Consider the following 1,930-nt stretch of genomic DNA (forward strand, 5'->3'; position numbering starts at 1 on the left):
CTTCCGAGGTCACGATCGAGGCGCGCCTGTTGCCGACGAGATCGGCATAGGCGCGCAGGCCCCGCGTCAGCACGTTGCGGAAGCCGGCTTCGTGGGTGCCGCCTTCGCCGGTCGGGATGGTGTTGCAGTAGGAATTGATGAAGCCGTCGCCGCCGAACCAGGTCACCGCCCATTCGAGCGAGCCATGGCCGCCTTGTTTCTCGCTCTTGCCGGCGAAGATTTCGCGAGTCACCTGGAAGTCGTCGCCGAGCGATGCCTTGAGATAATCCTTCAGGCCGCCGGGAAAATGGAATTCAGCCTTGGCCGGTGTCTGATCTTTTTCCTTGATCAGCGACGGATCGCAGGTCCAGCGGATCTCGACACCACCGAACAAATAGGCTTTCGAGCGCGTCATGCGGTAGAGCCGCGCCGGTTCGAACGCAGCGCCCTTGCCGAAAATCTGCTCGTCGGGGTGGAATCGGATCTTTGTGCCGCGCCGGTTGTGGATTTCGCCCAGTTGCTCCAGGCCGGTCACGGGAACGCCGCGCGAGAATTTTTGTCGATACAGTTGCCGTCCCCGCGCGACCTCGACCTCGAGATGGTCCGACAGCGCGTTGACCACGGACACGCCGACGCCATGCAGGCCGCCTGATGTCTCGTAAACCTTGGAGTCGAACTTGCCGCCCGAATGCAGCGTCGTCATGATCACTTCGAGCGCCGGCTTCTTGAACTTCGGGTGCGGATCGATCGGGATGCCGCGGCCATTGTCGGTCACGGCGAGATAGCCGTCGGCCGAGAGCTCGACATCGATGAAGGTGGCATGGCCGGCTACCGCCTCGTCCATCGAATTGTCGATGACCTCGGCGAACAGATGGTGCATCGCCTTGTCGTCGGTGCCGCCGATATACATGCCTGGCCGGCGGCGCACCGGCTCCAGCCCTTCCAGCACCTCGATGTCGGCAGCGCTATAGCCCTCGCTGCCATCCTTGATTGAGGCAGGACGCTTGGTGGCCTGCACCAGCGGATCCGCCGGACGCGCCGGTGTGCGAACCGGCTGCGGCTGCTTGTCCATATTGCCGAAGAGATCGTTGTTGTCGTCCATGCCTGCCATAGGGTCCGGTGCTGCGAATCACCTCGCGATACTGCCACGCTTTTCAGCGCCAAGCGACCGAGGTTCCTGTTCCGTTCGGGGATCTGATCCCTCTTAACCCAAAACCATTCGATAACCAAGCTGGCGGAAATAGGTCCGATGCCGGCGCGCAAGATTCCTGATTCTTTAACAATGCGGCCTAGCGTGAGCCCAACAAAACAAGAAACTGCTGATATCAGGGGTTTAGGCGTGAGGGGCAAGGCCATATCGATGATCGGCATCGCCGCCGTTTTTGGGGCGATCTCGATCTTTGCCGCGGATTTCTGGGTCAAAAGCCAGGCCAAGGCGGATTCCGAAGAGAAGACGTCGTCTATCCCGGCCCCTGTCGTGCCGAAGGTCGAGTTCAAGACCATCGTGGTGGCGAATGCCCCATTGCGCTACGGCATGGCGCTCGACCGCGCGCAGCTCAGCGAAATCCCGTGGTCGCAAGAGGCCGTGCCGCAGGGCGCCTTCACCACCATCAATGCGTTGCTTGCCGATGGCAGCCGCGTGGTGCTGTCGCCGATCGAGGTCAACGAACCGGTGCTGCTGACCAAGCTGTCCGGTCCGAACGGCCGCGCGACACTCTCCAACATGATGACGCCTGGAATGCGGGCGGTCACCATCCGCACCGATGAGATCGCCGGTGTCGGCGGCTTCGTCACGCCCGGTGACCGCGTGGACGTGGTGCTGACGCGCGATGCCGGCGAAATTCAGGAAGTGGCCAAGAATGCGCAAGGGGCCGCCGGTTCGACCATCACCTCCGAGATCGTCGTCGCCGATGCCAAGGTTCTGAGCGTCGGGCAGGGCGCCGACGAGCGC

At 62.4% G+C, this 1,930-nt stretch carries 2 protein-coding genes; one reads left to right on the forward strand and one right to left on the reverse strand.

The features are described from left to right. Positions 1-1,081: ATP-binding protein (locus EOC06_RS36500; protein ID WP_245470394.1), on the reverse strand; the 1,081-nt coding region annotated here is incomplete at its 3' end. A 237-nt stretch (positions 1,082-1,318) separates the two neighbouring features. On the opposite strand from EOC06_RS36500, the gene cpaB reads away from it, so the two are divergent. Beyond that, positions 1,319-1,930 (forward strand): Flp pilus assembly protein CpaB (cpaB, locus tag EOC06_RS36505; protein WP_245470396.1); only part of this gene is annotated, 612 nt, incomplete at its 3' end.

It is taken from the genome of Mesorhizobium sp. M7A.F.Ca.MR.362.00.0.0 (assembly GCF_004023175.1).
Classification (GTDB): domain Bacteria; phylum Pseudomonadota; class Alphaproteobacteria; order Rhizobiales; family Rhizobiaceae; genus Mesorhizobium.